Source organism: Bacillus cereus group sp. BfR-BA-01383 (genome assembly GCF_022663495.1).
GTDB classification, from domain to species: domain Bacteria; phylum Bacillota; class Bacilli; order Bacillales; family Bacillaceae_G; genus Bacillus_A; species Bacillus_A cereus_AU.
Genome location: NZ_JAKUFP010000003.1, coordinates 209,823 through 227,498 on the forward strand (window position 1 = coordinate 209,823; position 17,676 = coordinate 227,498).

The window sequence follows — 17,676 nt, forward strand, 5'->3', positions numbered from 1 at the left end:
GCTGCTACAGAATAAATGATAATGAATCGAATTTTGTATTTTATGTATCGAATTATCAAGTATTGTGTAGATAAAACAAAGATAAAATCCCCATTAAACTCCCTCAATGGACATAATTATAAATTGTTCGGAGTGATTTTTCAATATTTTCAGAAAATATTGTTGAATTGTGATATATTCGTATACTAACTATGGAATTTTTACAAATATATTAAAAAAATTACATAATAAAACTAAATATTGAAAAAATATTGAATTTTTAATAAAATTCAATTTGTAATACATATTATTTATTAGGGGAGGAAATAAGGGATGAAAAAGAAACCATTTAAAGTGTTATCATCAATTGCTTTAACAGCGGTTTTAGGTATTTCATTCAGCGCTGGCAGCCAATCTGCTTATGCTGAAACGCCTGTAAGTAAAACAGCTACGAGCCCAGTTGATGATCATTTGATTCCAGAAGAGAGATTAGCAAATGCGCTAAAAGAACGTGGGGTAATTGATTCGTCAGCTTCAGAGACAGAAACAAAGAAAGCTGTCGAAAAATATGTAGAGAACAAAAAGGGTGAAAATCCTGGGAAAGAAGCAGCAAATGGGGACCAGCTTACGAAAGAAGCATCTGACTTTTTAAAGAAAGTGAAAGATGCAAAGGCAGATACGAAAGAAAAATCAGAGCAACCAGCAAACGGGACTGCAGCAGGAACAGGTCCAGTTAAAGGGGGCTTAAATGGTAAAGTACCAACTTCACCGGCAAAACAAAAAGGATATAACGGTGAAGTTCGTAAAGATAAAGTACTCGTTTTACTTGTAGAGTATGCTGATTTCAAGCATAACAATATTGATAAAGAACCTGGTTACATGTATTCCAACGATTTTAATCAAGAACATTATGAAAAAATGTTATTTGGTAACGAGCCGTTTACGTTAGATGACGGAAGTAAAATCGAAACGTTTAAACAATATTATGAAGAGCAATCTGGTGGTAGTTACACTGTAGATGGAACAGTTACAAAATGGTTAACAGTTCCTGGTAAAGCAGCTGATTACGGTGCTGATGCAGCAACAGGTCATGATAATAAAGGACCAAAAGGACCACGTGATCTAGTAAAAGATGCATTAAAGGCAGCTGTAGATAGTGGCCTTGATTTATCACAGTTTGATCAATTTGATCAATATGATGTAAATGGTGATGGAAATCAAAATCAACCTGATGGTTTAATCGATCACTTAATGATTATTCATGCGGGTGTTGGACAAGAAGCTGGTGGCGGTAAATTAGGTGATGATGCAATTTGGTCACATCGCTGGACAGTTGGGCCAAAACCATTCCAAATTGAAGGTACACAAGCGAAAGTTCCATATTGGGGTGGAAAGATGGCAGCATTCGACTACACAATTGAACCAGAAGATGGCGCGGTTGGTGTATTCGCACATGAATATGGACATGATTTAGGTCTTCCAGATGAGTATGATACACAATATAGCGGTAATGGTGAGCCGGTTGAAGCTTGGTCTATTATGAGTGGCGGAAGCTGGGCTGGTAAAATTGCAGGAACAACACCGACGAGCTTATCACCACAAAATAAAGAGTTTTTCCAAAAAACAATCGGTGGTAACTGGGCAAATATCGTAGAAGTAGATTACGAGAAATTAAATAAAGGTATCGGTCTTGCAACGTACTTAGACCAAAGTGTTACGAAATCTGATCGACCAGGTTTGATTCGTGTTAACTTACCGGATAAAGATGTAAAAACGATCGCACCAGCATTTGGTAAACAGTATTACTACAGCACAAAAGGTGACGATCTTCATACAAAGATGGAAACACCGCTGTTTGATTTAACAAATGCAACGACTGCGAAATTTGATTTCAAATCATTGTATGAAATCGAAGCAGAGTACGATTTCCTTGAAGTACACGCTGTAACAGAAGACGGTCAACAAACGTTAATCGAAAGAATTGGTGAGAAAGCAAATAGTGGAAATACAGCTACGACAAATGGAAAATGGATTGATAAATCATATGATTTAAGCCAATTCAAAGGTAAGAAAGTAAAATTAACATTTGATTACATTACTGATGGTGGTCTAGCATTAAATGGATTCACTCTTGATAATGCTTCATTAACAGTAGATGGTAAAGTTGCATTCTCTGATGATGCAGAAGGTGCACCACAATTCAAATTAGATGGTTTCGCTGTTTCTAACGGAACTGAGAAGAAAAAACATAACTACTATGTAGAGTGGAGAAACTATGCTGGTTCAGATAACGCATTGAAATTTGCTCGCGGTCCACAATATAACACTGGTATGGTTGTATGGTATGCGGATTCAGAGTACACAGATAACTGGGTTGGCGTACATCCAGGACACGGTTTCCTTGGTGTAGTTGATTCTCATCCAGAAGCAATTGTAGGAACTTTAAATGGTAAACCGACAGTTAAGAGTAGTACACGATTCCAAATCGCTGATGCGGCGTTCTCATTCGATAAAACGCCAGCTTGGAAAGTTGTATCTCCAACGCGTGGAACGTTTACATATAATGGCTTAGCAGGTGTACCGAAGTTTGATGATTCTAAAAAGTATATCAATGAGCAAATTCCAGATGCAGGACGTATTTTACCGAAGCTTGGTCTGAAGTTTGAAGTAGTAGGACAAGCTGATGATAACTCTGCAGGTGCTGTTCGTTTATACCGTTAATACCGTAAAACTACCGGGAGATTTTCTTTCGGTAGTTTTTTTGTGAGCAATGAATTTTATATAAAAGGAAAAATTATATATAATGTAACTTTACGAATAAAAAAAGTTCTATATAAATAATGAAAGAATTGGATAAAGTGAAACTTTAATCAGTGGGGATTGTCTATCCCCTACTGATTATTAGCCTGCACCAATTGTGATTTTACGGGCAGCTGGACTCTCATCTAATTTCCACGAGTTCGCTAGATTTTGAGGTGGGAGTTTTACTATCCGTTTATAGCGGGATAAAAATAGTGGGAGAAGGTGAATGAATGAGTGTTTCTTCTATTGTAAGTAAGCAAAAGCAATATTTTTTAAAAGGGCATACGAGAAGCATAGAAACAAGAAAAAATAATTTGAAGAAGCTTTATGATGGGATTCAGCGTTTTGAAGAAGAGATATTTCAAGCTTTGAAATTAGATTTAAATAAATCAGTTCACGAATCGTTTACAACAGAAATTGGATATGTATTAAAAGAAATTTCTTTTCAATTGAAACATATCTCATCGTGGAGTAAACCGAAGCGTGTTCGAACAGCGCTCACTCATTTTGGGTCAAAGGGAAAAATAATACCAGAACCGTATGGTGTGACGCTTATTATTGCACCGTGGAACTATCCGTTTCAATTAGCAATTGCACCACTTGTAGGAGCATTGGCAGCTGGCAATACGGTCGTTTTAAAGCCGTCAGAATTAACGCCTAACGTTTCAAAAGTTCTTATGAGAATGTTAGATGAATTATTCCAAGAAGAGCTTGTAGCGGTAGTAGAGGGCGGTATTGAAGAGAGTACAGCTTTGCTGAGGGAACCATTTGATTATATTTTCTTTACTGGTAGTGTGGGTGTTGGAAAAGTTGTGATGGAAGCAGCGGCGAAACAATTAACGCCTCTTACGTTAGAACTTGGTGGTAAAAGCCCATGTATTGTACATAAAGATGCAAAGATAGATGTAACAGCAAGACGGATTGTTTGGGGTAAGTTTTTAAATGCAGGCCAGACGTGTGTAGCGCCTGATTATATGTATGTCCATTCTTCTGTAAAAGAACAGTTAATCGAGGCATTACGACATGAAATTACGGAGCAGTATGGGGAAAACCCGCTGAACAATGAAAGTTATGTACGAATTGTGAGTGAGCGTCATTTTGAACGGTTATGTACATTTTTGAAAGATGGTAAAACCGTAATCGGTGGGAATTATAAAAAAGAAACGTTGTATATTGAACCGACAGTAGTAACAGACATTACATGGCAAGATGCGGTTATGGAAGATGAAATTTTTGGTCCGATTTTACCAATTGTAGAGTATGACAACGTAGAAGAGGTAATTGACACAATTCAGCAACATCCGAAGCCGTTAGCGTTATATGTATTTTCTGAAGATAAAGAAATGCAAAAGAAAGTGACGAATAATATTTCGTATGGCGGAGGCTGTATTAATGATGTTGTCTATCATCTTGCAACGCCATATTTACCTTTTGGGGGCGTCGGAAGTAGTGGATTAGGTAGTTATCATGGGGAAGAAAGTTTTCGGACTTTTTCACATTATAAAAGCATTTTAGCCCAATCTACGGCATTCGATATGAAAATTCGTTATTCTTCTACAAAAAGTGCTTTAAAATTCATACGAAAGTTGTTAAAATGATGATGGTGTTTATCAGTAGGCGTAGCCGTATGATAATAGCCCCTTCGCAATGGAAGGGGTTTTTCTGTTCGACGTTATGTATCATGCGAAAATGAATCAAACATACTACATAAAGAATAGAAGCGAACGCTTGCTAAATAATCATTTTTGTTTGGATCGAAACAAAAAGTAGTCTATAGAACATAAATATTTATTCATGAATATAAAAATTAAAATTTAAGGTAGATAGGACGGGAAAATGAAAAAGATTATTAAAGTTGAAGCAGTAGAAAAACATTTTGGAAATCAAGTGATTATCCCACCTCTTTCTTTAGATATTAAAGAAGGAGAATTTTTAACAATTTTAGGACCAAGTGGTTGCGGGAAAACGACGTTACTTCGTATGATTGCGGGTTTTGAAACGCCAACTAAAGGGAATCTTCTATTAGATGATGAAAAGATTAACGATTTGCCGCCATACAAGCGTCATATGAACTTAGTGTTCCAACATTATGCACTATTCCCGCATATGAATGTGGAGAAAAATATTTGTTTCGGTATGAAAATGCAAAAAGTACCAGCAGCAGAGCAGAAAGAACGTGCTGAAGAGGCAATGCGTTTAACGCAGTTACTTGAATTCCGTAACCGTAAACCTTCAAAGCTCTCTGGTGGACAGCAGCAGCGTGTAGCAATTGCAAGAGCAATTGTAAACAACCCACGTGTATTACTATTAGATGAGCCACTTGGAGCACTTGACTTTAAGTTAAGAAAAGATTTGCAACGTGAATTGAAGAACTTACAACGTAATTTAGGAATTACGTTCATATACGTAACACACGATCAAGAGGAAGCGATGAGTATGAGTGATCGTATTGTTGTTATGAATAAAGGGCATATCGAACAAGTCGGCACGCCGAAAGAAATTTATAATCAACCGAAAACATTGTTCGTTGCGACGTTCATCGGTGAAAATAATATCGTGAAAAATGGGGAAAACTACGTAGCAGTTCGCCCTGAAAATGTAAAGGTTCGTTCGGTTGAAGAGCCAATTTTAAAAGAATACCATCTTGGACATATTGAAGATGTTGAGTTTGTTGGAAATATGGAAAAGCTTTATGTACGTGATGAGAAAACATCAGAATTACTAATGGCATATCAAACTGCTGAAGAAGCAGCACAGTGGAACATTGGAGATAATGTATATGTAGGCTGGGAGCAAGAGGACGAGGTGACCTTAAATTGAAAAAAGGGAAATTACTCGCATTACCTACAGTCGTATGGCTGTTACTCTTTTTCCTAATTCCACTTCTGTTCGTACTCGCATTTGCCTTCATGCAGCGCGGAGCATACGGGACAGTGGAAATGAAATTTACATTAGATAACATAGTGCGCGTGTTTGATCCATTATATATGGGGACGTTATGGGAAACAGTGAAAATTGCGGTTATTACGACAGTACTCTGTTTAGTAATTGGTTATCCATTTGCCTATACAATTACAATTGTTGATCGTAAATATCGTTCTATCCTTTTATTATTGGCAACGATCCCGTTCTGGATTAACTTCCTTGTTCGTTCATACGCATGGATTGTTATTTTGCGTTCACAAGGTCTTGTAAACACATTGTTATTGAAACTAGGTATTATTAGTGAACCTTTAAATTTACTATATAATACACCTTCTGTAATACTCGGAATGGTATATTCTTTATTACCGTTTATGATTTTACCAGTGTATGCGGCAATTGAGCAGCTGGATAAGCGTAAGCTAGAGGCAGCTTATGATTTAGGGGCAACACCAGCAAAGGCATTTTGGAATGTAACAGTACCGATGACGATGTCAGGGATTGTGACTGGTTCTATTTTAGTATTCGTCTCTTCTATCGGAATGTTTGTTGTATCAGACGTTATGGGTGGATCGAAAGTAGCGTTAATCGGAAACGTAATTCAAAATCAATTCTTAGGCTCGCGTGACTGGCCGTTTGGTTCCGCGTTATCTCTGATTGTTGTTCTATTCTCTGTTCTGTTAATTTACTTATATTATCGTGCAACGAAAATATATAAATATGATGGAAACGGAGGGGAATAGGCAAAGATGAAGAAGTTTTTAGTTTCTTATTCTTGGTTAATTTTATTGTTTTTGTATTTTCCAATGATGGTTTTAATGGTATATTCCTTCAACGATTCGCGCATTAATGCAGAATGGGAAGGCTTTACATTCCATTGGTATACAGATTTATTTCAAAAACAAGATGTTATTGATGCGTTTATAAATAGTATGACGATTGCAGTTATAACGACGGTTGTAACGACAATTCTTGGTGTGTTTTTTGCGATTGCCTTACATCGCTATAAATATCGTTTTGAAGGGGCGATTAATGGTCTTGTATACTTACCAATTTTAATTCCTGATATTTTAATGGGATTATCTTTACTAATCTTATTTAGTCAATTAGGTATGGAACTTGGACAAACTACGATTATTATCTCGCATATTACATTTAGTATTTCATTTGTTGTTGTTATTTTAGCGGCGCGTCTGTCTAGTATGGGACGTGATTTAGAAGAGGCTGCAAATGATTTAGGAGCAACGCCTTGGCAAACGTTTCGCTATGTAACATTTCCAGCAATTGCGCCGGGAGTTGTTTCGGCAGCATTATTAACATTCACATTATCAATTGATGATTTTGTAATTAGTTTCTTCGTATCAGGACCAGGATCAACAACATTGCCATTATACATTTACAGTATGGTTAAGCGCGGAGTATCACCTGAAATTAATGCTCTTTCTACAATTTTAATTGTCGTTATCGTAGGATTAATGGTTCTATCTGAAATCTTCCGTAACAAAGGTGCAGATGGTGAAGAGAACTCTGGAGGACACCTTCCTTTATAATACGAATGATATAGAAAGTACGAGGAGGTAATAAACCGATGAAATTAGTGAAGACATTAGCTGGCGCAGCTATTAGCTTCGGCCTTGTTGCATGTGTACTTGCGGGCTGTGGTGAGAAGAAAGAAGAATTAAATATTTATAGTTGGGCTGACAACTTTGATGAGCAAGTTTTAAAAGATTTTGAAAAGAAATATAACGTGAAAATTAACTATGATAAGTACGCAAGTAATGAAGAAATGCTTGCGAAATTACAAGCTGGTGGCGCGACATATGATTTAATTCAGCCATCTGATTACATGGTGAAAACAATGGCGAAGATGGACTTATTAGAGCCTTTAGACAAGAAGAACATCCCGAACATTGACAACCTTGTTTCTAACTTTAAAACACCTGCGTTCGATCCAGAGAATAAGTATTCTCTAGTATATACTTGGGGTGTGACAGGCATTGCATACAATAAAAAGTATGTGAAAGAAGTACCTACAAGCTGGGCAGATTTATGGAACGAGAAATATAAAGGGCACGTTACTTTATTAAACGATTCTCGTGAAGTGCTGGGAATGGGGCTTAAAAAGAATGGATTCTCAAATAGCACGAAAGTTGATGCAGAGTTAAAGACAGCGTCAAATGATTTACAGAAGCTACTTCCAAACTTATTAGCATTCGATACAGATAATATTAAACAAAAATTTATTACAGAAGATGCTTGGATTGGGACGGTATGGTCTGGAGACGCAGCATTTATTGCGAAAGACAATAAAGATGTAGGATACGTTGTACCAAAAGAAGGCGGCACAATTTGGGCTGACACGTTAGCAATTCCAAAAGGTGCGAAACATAAAGAACTTGCAGAGAAGTTTATGAACTACTTATTAGATGAAAAAGTAAGTGTGAAAAACTACGAGTCAATTGGTTACAGTAATCCAAATGAAAAAGCTTATCCTCTTCATAGTAAAGAATATCGTGATAATCACATGATCTTCTTAACGAAAGAAGAATTAGATCGTACAGAATGGCTTGTTGATGTAGACGATAAGTTAAAAGACTATGATCGCTACTGGACAGAGTTAAAAACAAAAGGTAAATAAGTAAGGAAATGCGGTTTCTATAGTAGAAATCGCATTTTTTCATAGTAGGAGGAAATCGTTTGAAGAAAAAGTTACATCGATATGAGTTCATCTGCATGATTTTATTACTTGCTTTATTCGGGATTATCGTTTGGAGAGTACAAGCAAGCGGAGTTACAGCGGTGGATACATATGTCCGCGGAATGATAAAAGGATTGCAAACAGAAAGTTCACTTACATTCTTCTCATACTTTACAAAGTTAGGATCTGCAATTGGAGTTATAACGACACTAATTATAAGCTTGCTCGTTTTTTGGAAAAAACGTTATTATGCTGCTATGATTGTGTATCCAATGGCTATATTAACGACACATCTTGTTAATAAAGGGATAAAGGAAGTTGTAAAAAGAAGCCGCCCGTCATTAAATGAGGCGCTTGACGCACTTGGGTATAGCTTCCCAAGTGGACATGCAATGCTATCTATTATGACATTTGGTTTTCTTGCCTATATTATTGCTGCCAATTGGAAGAGTGTAGCTGGGAAGTATGGTATTACGATTTTGATGGGAATATTAATTGTATTGATTGGATTAAGTAGAGTTATTTTAAATGTACATTATCCAACTGATATTTTAGCTGGTTACTGCGCAGGTGGTATTTTGTTAATTATCGCGATTTATTGTCATCGTTTACTAACCGAGAGATTGGGGCTTAATAAGGAGCGATAGAAAAACGTCTGGAAAAACTATCATTATAGTTTTTCCAGACGTTTTTGTTTATATAAAGATGTGATACAGTATAAGTGACAATTGAATTATTTAAAGTAGGTGAAAATGTGTGAAGACAAATGTACATAAAGTTGATAAGTGGGGGAAGTTAGGAGCTTTTTTGTATCAGTTTCGTTATACGGTAATTGTAGCGTTACTATTGCTTGCGATAGCACTCGGTATTTTTGCTCCAAAGCTGCCGGGAGTATTAGGCGGTGATGGGTTCCAAACAGAAGGAGATTATCAAAAAACAAAAGAAATTTTAGATAAAGATTTTAAGCGGTCTCAAGATACGCTCCTACTCGTTTTTGAGAAGAACAAGGATGCTTCACATGAGGAATTCCAAAAGCAAATAGAGAAAATTGTAAAGACTGTTCAAGAGAAAGAGACATATGAATCTTTCCATCATCCAATAGAGAATAAAGAGATGTTACAGGATGATATAGGCTATGCAACAATTTTATTTTCCGGGAAAACAAATAAAGAGCGAATGGAAAAGACATTACAATTTGCTGATAAAATTGAAAAGGAAAGTAATGAAGCACTAAAAGTAACACCTACAGGTTTTCCGAAAATTAATCAAGAGATCAATGAAAGAACACAAAATGATTTAAAAGTAGCGGAGATGATTGGTTTACCAATTGCATTTCTCGTATTACTATTTTCATTTGGTAGCCTTTTGGCATCTATTTTACCGATTGTAAATGGGGCGCTTAGTGTTATTAGCACGATGGGCATATTATACTTTATCGGTATTGATAAAGAATTATCTATTTTCGTATTAAATGTTGCACCGATGATTGGACTTGCACTGTCCATTGATTTTGCACTATTATTTGTGAACCGTTTTCGAGAGGAAGTTGCAAAACGAACGGTAAAAGAAGCGATAGCAATTACATATCAGACAGCGGGGCGCGCCATCGTATTTTCGGGATTATGTGTATTTGTCGGTTTGTCTGGTTTGTTTTTCTTTAAGATAGATTATATTCAGTCTGTCGCAATTAGCGGAATGATTGTTGTGATTATGAGTATTTTATTTTCACTCACACTTCTTCCAGCGCTATTATCGTTAATTGGTAAACGAATATTAAAAAAGAATCAAGTAGCGCATACGCCGGCAAAGGCGTGGCGTAAATTTGCACAGTTTGTAATGAAACATCCAATCGCAATGATTATTGTTGTTACAACATTTATTGTTATTTGTATATTGCCGTTACGTACTGCGAATTTGCAGTTCCCTGATGTGGAAGCTCTACCTAAACAGAGTGATACAAGGATTGCATATGAGAAGTATGAAGAAGCATTTAATAAAACTGTCAAAACACATGCCGATGTTACGTTAGTGGTAGAGACGAAAAAAGATATGAAAGAAAAAGAAAGTTTACAAAAGATAGAAGAAGTCGTTCAAAAGTTAAAAGATGATAAGAAAGTATATGAAGTAAGAAGTTTATACGACGGGTTAACTGGAATGAAAGCAGATCAAGTTGCTGGAATATTAGAGTCGCCAGAAGCAGCGAAACTAGCTCCTGTATTTGAAGCGTACACGAAAGAAAATAAGACAACAATAGAAATCTTTTTGAAAACAAAACCACGTACAGAAACTGCTAAACAGTGGGTTCGTGATTTTAAAAAGAACTATAAAGAAACGGATGTTACGTATTATCTAGGCGGGATGACGACGTTCCAACAAGAGTTAGAAGATGAAATTAAAGATAAAGTTGCAATTGGTATGTCTGTTATATTTGGATCGACCTTTGTTATATTATTATTTGCATTTCGTTCTATACTCATTCCAATTAAGGCTATTATTATGAATATACTTAGTTTAAGCGCAACAATTGGAATTGTTGTTTGGGTATTTGAAGGTGGTCATTTTGGTTTAGAAGCGAGTCCTGTTCTATTTGTATTACCAATCTTCATTTTCGGCCTCGTATTTGGGCTTAGCATGGATTATGAAGTATTTCTTATTTCACGTATTCATGAGCTCTATGAAGAAACAGGAGATAATGATCAAGCAACGTTAGAGGGGCTCGTTTCGACAAGTAGAATCATAACGTCAGCTGCTTTAATTATGATTGTTGTAACGGGTGCGTTCGCATTTACTGATATTTTACCAGTAAGGCAAATGGGTCTTGGTGTGGCATTAGCGATATTTCTTGATGCAACAATTATTCGTCTTATGCTCGTACCAAGCTTAATGAAGTTGTTTGGGGACTGGAACTGGTGGCTGCCATTTCGAAAAAAACGAGAAAAATCATCGTGAAAAACACTCATCATATTGATGAGTGTTTTTTTATGAATAGCAAAGCCTACATTTTGCAAATAGTATGTGATAAGAACATTACATAATAAGTAGGTGAAGGCAATGTTTCGTTATTTTAAGTTTAAGTTAAATGATACAGTACAGTTTGCTGAGAACGATGGGCATATGTATCGCATTGTCGGTTATCGGTTAGAAAAAGGGTTTTATCCAAAAGATGAATGGACTCATATCATTTATGAACTGCTTAGAGACTTTGATGGGTATACGATGGATGCGGAAGAGGAGGAACTTGTAAAGGTCATTCAAGTAGAGGATGAGTATTACAAAATACAAGAAGTATCAGGCTATCGGTATCCAGTAAAAATGAAGCAAAAACAACAAGTGATAAAAGTAGAAAAGATGGATGACTTATTAGATACGTATAACGACTATAAACGATTGGCGGATTTCTTTAAAGATTTATCTTATGAACAAAAAGCAGAAGAATTATTGCAGGAAATGAAAAGACTTAGAGCGTGAGGGGGACAGTCTACTATAAGACTGTCCTCTATTTTTGGCGGTGCATCAAAGTGTGTTTTCCGTTACAATGAGAGAATCAATAGAAATAAGGTGATACAATATGGAAACAAAGAAGAAGGGCGAATGGTGCGAAATTACTGTTCCAACTAAATGGAGTGGTATAAGTATTGAATCGTTATTAAAAGTAGAATGGGAAATACCGAAAAAGTTATTACACCAGCTTCGTATGGAAAAAGGTGTTACTGTTAACGGTGAACAGAGAAGGTGGAATGAATTTTTAAAAGAGGGCGATAAATTACAAATTCATATGTTTATTGAGGAAGAGTACGGTGTAGAACCAGAGTATGGTGAGTTACATGTAGTATTTGAAGATGATCACGTACTCATCGTAAATAAACCAGAGAAAATGGATACACATCCTTCTGAAAAAGGTGGAACGGGAACACTTGCAAACCTTGTTGCTTTTCATTTTCAAATGCAAGGTTTAGAGACGAAAGTTCGTCATATTCATCGCTTAGATAAAGATACGACAGGTGGTGTTGTGTTTGCTAAGCATAGAATTGCTGGCGCGATTATGGATCGTTTATTAATGGAACGAAAAATTAAAAGAACGTATGCGGCGCTTGTTGAAGGAAAAGTAAAAAAGAAGCAGGGAACAATTGACGCAGCTATTGGAAGGGATCGCCATCATGCTATGAGGCGTCGTGTTTCTCCAAATGGGGATGAAGCTATAACTTACTATAAAGTAGAAAAATACTTCAAGAAGCAAAATACAACATTTGTCACGTTACAATTAGAAACAGGTAGAACGCATCAAATTCGCGTTCATATGAGCTATAATGGTAATCCGTTAGTTGGGGATGGATTATATGGTGGACAAACAAAATATATGTCCGGGCAAGCATTACATGCGATGAAGATAAACTTTTTGCATCCAATTACGAAAGAAGAGATCGAAGTTGATGTACCATTTCCTACAAAATTAAACAATAAACTCAAAGAATTTTAAAGAGAAAATGTGTAATGGGTAAGTATTAATTTGAAAAAAGGTAAATTTTTGCAGGGATTTCTCTAAAAGAAGCGAAGCCGTTAAGAGAAAAGAGAGGTGAGAATCACTTGGTCAAATATAAATATATACTAGGAATATTTTTAGCTTGTCTTTTAGTTACTCTATGCCTCTATCCATACTTACCAAATCGTATGGCAGTACATTGGAACGAAAATGGTGGACCGAATGACTTTATGAATAAACAAGTTGCTGTATTACTTATTCCTTCTCTTATTATTTTCTTACATGGGTTCGTGTATATTATTTCACATAATATATATAAGTTTAATGAAGGCGAGCATTTCATTATAAGTGGATTTATAAAGGCGATCACTTTATTTATTTTGTTTATCCACATGCTCATTCTCTTTATTAATTTTGGAATCATTATATCTTTTCAGACAGGACTAACGATTGGAATTAGTATGTTTCTTTTTATGCTTAGTAAAGAGTTTAAAAAGGTTAAGAGTACGGAGACAGATCCAATCAAATTACAAAAGATTCGGTTAGTGAGTAGGCGGATTTTTCAAGTGATGGCATGTGGTATATTATTTTCATTGTTTTTGAACTTGAAGTGGGGATTTTATGTGTTACTTAGTGTAATAAGCTGTGGTTCTATTTTGTTTATGTTCTACATTTTATACTCATACATAATAGAAAGTTATGAAACTTAAAAAAGAGTCTTCTCATCATGAGAAGACTCTTTTAATCTATTTACTTCGTAATAAATTGTTGTGTCCAGTAGTTGCCGCTTTCTACATAACCAACACCGATGTGAGTGAAGCTGTTATTTAAGATGTTTGCACGGTGTCCAGCACTGTTCATCCAAGCTTGTACTACTTCTTCAGGTGTACGTTGGCCTTGAGCGATATTTTCACCTGCAGATGTATAAGAAATACCAAATTTCTTCATCATGTCAAACGGAGACCCGTATGTAGGGCTGTTATGATCAAAGTAGTTGTTTTTTTGCATATCTTCAGATTTAATACGTGCTACTTTGCTTAATTCAGTATCAATTTGTAATGCTGGTAAGCCTTGTTTTGCACGCTCAGCGTTTGTTAATTCAACAACACGTTGTTCGAACTCGCTTAAAGATTTTGCTTCTTCAGCAGGCTTTTGCTCAGCAGGTTTTTGTTCAGTTGGTTTTTGAGTATTGTTGTTTTCAGCAGGTTTTTGAGCTTCTGGTTTTTGAACTTCTTCAGCAGGCTTTTGCTCAGCAGGTTTTTGTTCAGCAGGCTTTTGATCTTCTGGCTTAGCTGTTGGTTGCTCAGTTACAATATTTTCAGTAGGTTGTTGACCAGGAATATTGCAATTTGATTGGAAGTTTCCTTGTTGCCATTGTGCTAATGATTCAACTCCCATAGATTGTAAGAATGCTTGTAGTTCTTGTTGGCTCATTTGCTTCATCATCACTTTTGAATGCTGAATATTTTGAACCTTTATGTTAGATGGTTGTACTGTTGCAGCTTGTGCGTCTAAAGAAGTTACTCCTAAAGTAAGAGCTGTTGCAGCAGCTACAGATAATAAAACACGCTTTTTCATGATGTGTGTCCCCCTATATAAAGTTTTAATTTGTTTTCACACGATTTGTTTTTGACAGCCTGTCTGACTGACAAATTCATCGTAGCATACAATTTACGAGAAAAAAGATGGAAAAAAATTCATAGACTTTAAATTTACCTAATTTATCCTAAGGAGAGAAAGGGGGAGAAATAAGAGAAACATAGAGTATAAAAGGAATTTTCAGCATTTTTATACTTGGTTTTAAGAGAGTGATTTTGGATAAATTTACCCGAATTAAAAATAAAGAATCCTATTGTATCAATGGTTTGAGCATTTTTTTGAGGAATATAATGGATTGATTTTTACAAAACTGTAATGTTTCTGTTGTTCTTTTTTATAATAAAGTAACATATTTTTAATGTTGTAGCGGACAAAAAAGCGGCTATCTCTTTACATAGACGAAGGAGATAGCCGTTTACCTATTATTACGTATGTTACGAGTTATTACGAGTTGATTTCAATTGCTTCTAATAATAAATCTACAATGTGAATTCCTCCCATTTTATGCGAAAGACCTTCTCGCTCAATACCTAATTTCATTTGTAATAGACAACCTGGGTTTGCAGTAACAATGGTTGCTGCATCTGTTTCATGAACACGGTCCATTTTGTAATCTAGAAATTCCATTGATAACTCTGAATGAACAATATTGTAAATACCAGCAGAACCACAGCAGCGGTCCGCATCTTTCATTTCACGGTATGTTGCGCCTTGGATGGCCTCTAGTAACATACGAGGTTCAGAAGATGTTCTCATAACATTACGTAAATGACAAGAGTCTTGATACGTAATAATTTGCGGCGTGAGTCGTAAATCAGTTCGTTTATGGAAATCTAATTCTACTAGTATAGCAGTAATATCTTTAATTTTAGAAACAAACTGCTTTGCGCGTTCAGCCCACTTAGGATCATCTTTTAAAAGATAGTCATAGTCTACGAGGTAAGCTCCACAACCACCTGCATTGGTAATAATGTAGTCGATGTTTAAATCTTCAAATGCTTTTATATTTCGTTTTGCTAATTCTTTTGCTCCACTCTTTTCACCAGCATGTCCATGTAATGCACCGCAGCAACTTTGTGTTTTTGGAATAACGATATCGCAACCAGCTAATTGAAGAAGTTTCATCGTTGTGTTATTTGTTTCTAAAAACATCGTATCCATTAAACAACCTGTGAAGAATGCAACTTGTTTCTTCTTTGTACTTTCAGCAGGTAAAAATGCAGGACGATTTTTCATTGCTTTCATTTTAGGGACTTTTGGTAAAACGAGATCCATTGTTGCAAGTGTTTCGGGGAATAACTTCATAATCCCTGTTTTATGTGTTAGCGTTTGTAAACCAGAACGCTGGTAAAATCCAATTAATCCTGTTAATGTTCTCATTCGATTTTGATGCGGAAATAGTCCTTCAAACACGACTTTACGAACGGCTCTCACTGGCATTGAGAACTTTTTATTTTGATTTATAATATCACGAGCTTCTTCTAATAAATGTCCATAATTCACGCCAGATGGACAAACAGGTTCACAAGCACGGCAGCCAAGGCAAACGTTTAATGTATTTTCAACATCTTCATCTGGCTCGATTAATCCATCAACGACAGCTTTCATTAATGCGATACGTCCGCGTGGTGAGTGTGACTCTTTATATCCAGATTGAATGTAAGTGGGGCAAGTAGGTAAACAAAAACCGCATCGCATACAGTTTAGTAGTTCATCTTCGCTTAATCGTTCTTTAAATTCCTTTTGAATGTTTTCTTTATTTAATGTGGTCATCGTTCAACCACCACTCTTTTACGAGAGTCTTTCGCGAACATTTTACCTGGATTCATAATGTTATTTGGATCGAAGGCTTGTTTAATTCCTTGCATAGCAGCAATACCTTCTTTACCTAATTTCATTTCTAAATATGGAGCTTTCATCGCACCAACACCATGTTCACCAGTAATCGTGCCACCAAGTTCAATTGCTTTCGCAAATATTTCAGCAAAAGCTTGTTCAGCCCGGTGCATTTCTTCTTCGTTACGAGCATCTGTCATACAAGTTGGATGTAGGTTGCCATCACCAGCATGCCCAAATGTACAAATAGGAATATTATATTTTTTTGCAATCGCATTAATTGCTTCAACCATCGGAGCGATTTGTGAGCGTGGTACAGTTGCGTCTTCTAATATTGTAGTAGGTTTTAATCTTGCAAGTGCAGATAATGCACTACGGCGTGCTGTACGAAGGGCATCTGCTTCCGCTTCATCTTTTGCAACGCGAACATCAACTGCGTTCATAGAGCGGCAAACGTTAGCCATGTTTTCGATATCTCGATTAACAACTTCAGGTGGACCGTCTTGTTCAATTAATAAAATTGCTTTTACGTCAGTTGGTAAACCGGTTTGTGCAAACTCTTCTACAACTTCAATTGTCGGTTGGTCTAAAAACTCAAGTGTTGCTGGAATAATTTTATTTGCAATAATAGAAGAAACAGCACGGGCAGCTTCATTAATATCTTCATATAGTGCAAGCATCGTTTTCTTCGTTTCAGGCATAGGAACAAGTTTTAATATCGCTTCTGTTACCACACCAAGTGTTCCTTCAGAACCGATAAATAAACGAGTTAAATCATAACCTGCTACATCTTTTGCTAATTTACCGCCAGTGCGAATGATATCACCGTTCGGTAAGACGAGTTCAAGCCCCATTACATAATCACGTGTTACGCCATATTTTAAACCACGTAATCCGCCGGAGTTTTCATTAATGTTACCGCCGATTGTAGAAATTTTCATAGAGCTTGGATCTGGCGGATAAAATAAACCTTTTTCTTCAACTGCTTTAATAATATCAAGTGTTATAACACCTGCTTGTACAGTAATTGTTAAATTCTCTTCGTCAATTTCTAAAATGTTGTTCATATGGCGGAAAATAAGGACGATACCACCTTCAAGTGGACATGTTCCTGCGCAAAGGTTTGTTCCAGACCCGCGAACATATACAGGAATTTTGTGAGTGTTACACACTTTTAACACTTCAGCTACTTCATTTGTATTACGAGGAGCAATGACTGCATCAGGCATTGCTTGGAAGTTTGGAGTGGCATCATAACTATAAGTTAAACGCCCCATATTGGATGTATCTACATTATCTTCGCCAACAATGGATACGAATGAATCAATAATTTGCTTTTCTAACATTGGAAATCCCCCTC

General features: G+C 36.2%; 14 protein-coding genes. 11 read left to right on the forward strand and 3 right to left on the reverse strand.

All coding sequences use genetic code 11. The annotated features are described in order from the left end of the window. Nucleotides 1-312 precede the first annotated feature (312 nt). The 11 genes from inhA1 to MR065_RS05035 all read left to right on the forward strand — a co-directional run bounded on the left by inhA1 (nt 313) and on the right by MR065_RS05035 (nt 13,591). Complete coding sequence (inhA1, locus tag MR065_RS04985; RefSeq protein ID WP_242212708.1) at nt 313-2,700, forward strand: M6 family metalloprotease immune inhibitor InhA1; 2,388 nt, start codon at nt 313-315, stop codon at nt 2,698-2,700. A 311-nt stretch (nt 2,701-3,011) separates the two neighbouring features. After that, complete coding sequence (locus MR065_RS04990; RefSeq protein ID WP_242212709.1) at nt 3,012-4,379, forward strand: aldehyde dehydrogenase; 1,368 nt, start codon at nt 3,012-3,014, stop codon at nt 4,377-4,379. Nucleotides 4,380-4,617: 238 nt separating this feature from the next. Continuing rightward, complete coding sequence (gene potA, locus MR065_RS04995) at nt 4,618-5,601, forward strand: spermidine/putrescine ABC transporter ATP-binding protein PotA (RefSeq protein WP_098269101.1); 984 nt, start codon at nt 4,618-4,620, stop codon at nt 5,599-5,601. Next, nucleotides 5,598-6,446 (forward strand): spermidine/putrescine ABC transporter permease PotB, encoded by an 849-nt coding sequence (potB, locus tag MR065_RS05000; protein WP_088231369.1) that lies wholly within the window; start codon nt 5,598-5,600, stop codon nt 6,444-6,446. The genes potA and potB overlap by 4 nt, the downstream gene beginning before the upstream one ends. A gap of 6 nt (nt 6,447-6,452) precedes the next feature. Next, a complete protein-coding gene (gene potC / locus MR065_RS05005; protein WP_097903450.1) occupies nt 6,453-7,253 on the forward strand; it encodes a spermidine/putrescine ABC transporter permease PotC in 801 nt (266 codons plus the stop codon). Nucleotides 7,254-7,291: 38 nt separating this feature from the next. Beyond that, entirely contained in the window at nt 7,292-8,341 is a 1,050-nt protein-coding gene (locus tag MR065_RS05010; protein WP_242212710.1) for a polyamine ABC transporter substrate-binding protein, read from the forward strand. Nucleotides 8,342-8,400: 59 nt separating this feature from the next. Continuing rightward, nucleotides 8,401-9,048, forward strand: coding sequence for a phosphatase PAP2 family protein (locus tag MR065_RS05015; RefSeq protein WP_242212711.1), 648 nt, complete (start codon nt 8,401-8,403; stop codon nt 9,046-9,048). 109 nt (nt 9,049-9,157) lie between these two features. Next, entirely contained in the window at nt 9,158-11,350 is a 2,193-nt protein-coding gene (locus MR065_RS05020; RefSeq protein ID WP_242212712.1) for an MMPL family transporter, read from the forward strand. A gap of 102 nt (nt 11,351-11,452) precedes the next feature. Further along, the gene (locus MR065_RS05025) at nt 11,453-11,869 is read left to right on the forward strand and encodes a histidinol dehydrogenase (protein WP_242212713.1); all 417 of its coding nucleotides are present in this window, start codon (nt 11,453-11,455) and stop codon (nt 11,867-11,869) included. A gap of 100 nt (nt 11,870-11,969) precedes the next feature. Then, nucleotides 11,970-12,878 (forward strand): RluA family pseudouridine synthase, encoded by a 909-nt coding sequence (locus tag MR065_RS05030; RefSeq protein ID WP_242212714.1) that lies wholly within the window; start codon nt 11,970-11,972, stop codon nt 12,876-12,878. 107 nt (nt 12,879-12,985) lie between these two features. Next, nucleotides 12,986-13,591 carry a DUF1648 domain-containing protein gene (locus MR065_RS05035; protein ID WP_242212715.1) on the forward strand — a complete coding sequence of 202 codons (606 nt, stop codon included), beginning with the start codon at nt 12,986-12,988 and terminating at the stop codon, nt 13,589-13,591. 40 nt (nt 13,592-13,631) lie between these two features. Here the strand turns inward: MR065_RS05035 and MR065_RS05040 are convergent, their stop codons facing one another. The 3 genes from MR065_RS05040 to glcD all read right to left on the reverse strand — a co-directional run bounded on the left by MR065_RS05040 (nt 13,632) and on the right by glcD (nt 17,662). Next, nucleotides 13,632-14,459, reverse strand: a complete 828-nt coding sequence (locus MR065_RS05040) for a CAP domain-containing protein (protein ID WP_242212716.1) — start codon at nt 14,457-14,459, stop codon at nt 13,632-13,634. Between the two features lie 465 nt (nt 14,460-14,924). Continuing rightward, entirely contained in the window at nt 14,925-16,253 is a 1,329-nt protein-coding gene (locus MR065_RS05045) for a (Fe-S)-binding protein (RefSeq protein ID WP_242212717.1), read from the reverse strand. Then, the gene (gene glcD / locus MR065_RS05050) at nt 16,250-17,662 is read right to left on the reverse strand and encodes a glycolate oxidase subunit GlcD (RefSeq protein ID WP_242212718.1); all 1,413 of its coding nucleotides are present in this window, start codon (nt 17,660-17,662) and stop codon (nt 16,250-16,252) included. Before glcD ends, MR065_RS05045 begins: the two co-directional genes overlap by 4 nt. Nucleotides 17,663-17,676: the final 14 nt, after the last annotated feature.